At 63.1% G+C, this 425-nt stretch carries 1 protein-coding gene; it reads right to left on the bottom strand.

The genetic code is table 11. The features are described from left to right. Positions 1 to 425, bottom strand: a 425-nt coding sequence (locus E4T88_RS18975; protein ID WP_135107582.1) for an SCO family protein, incomplete at both ends; no start/stop codon positions are given.

Here is a 425-nt window from a genome sequence, read left to right as displayed (position 1 = left end):
GTTTAAGATCGTGCGCGATGGCGGCAGGTTTTTCGCCGTGGCGCACGAACAGGCGGATCTTGCCTTCGCGGTCGAATACATAGGTGCCGGCCGTGTGGTCAACCGTGTAGCTGCTATCCGTTTCGCCCTCGACCTTGGCGTAATACACCTTGAATTCCTTGGCCACCCTGGCCGTCGCGGCCGCGTCGCCATACAGGCCGACGAAACGCTTGTCGAAGGCTGGCACGTACTGCGCCAGCAAGGCTTGCGTGTCGCGCTCGGGGTCGACGGTGACGAACAGCACTTGCACCTGGTCCGCCTGCGGGCCCATTGCCTGCATCACCTGCGCCATGTCGGCCATGGTGGTGGGGCATACATCCGGGCATTGCGTGTAGCCGAAGAACATCAGCACCAGCTTGCCCTTGTAGTCGGCCAGGGTGCGCGGG

Source organism: Dysgonomonas mossii (assembly GCF_004569505.1).
GTDB lineage: Bacteria > Bacteroidota > Bacteroidia > Bacteroidales > Dysgonomonadaceae > Dysgonomonas.
This window is presented reverse-complemented; position numbering and strand designations above follow the sequence as displayed.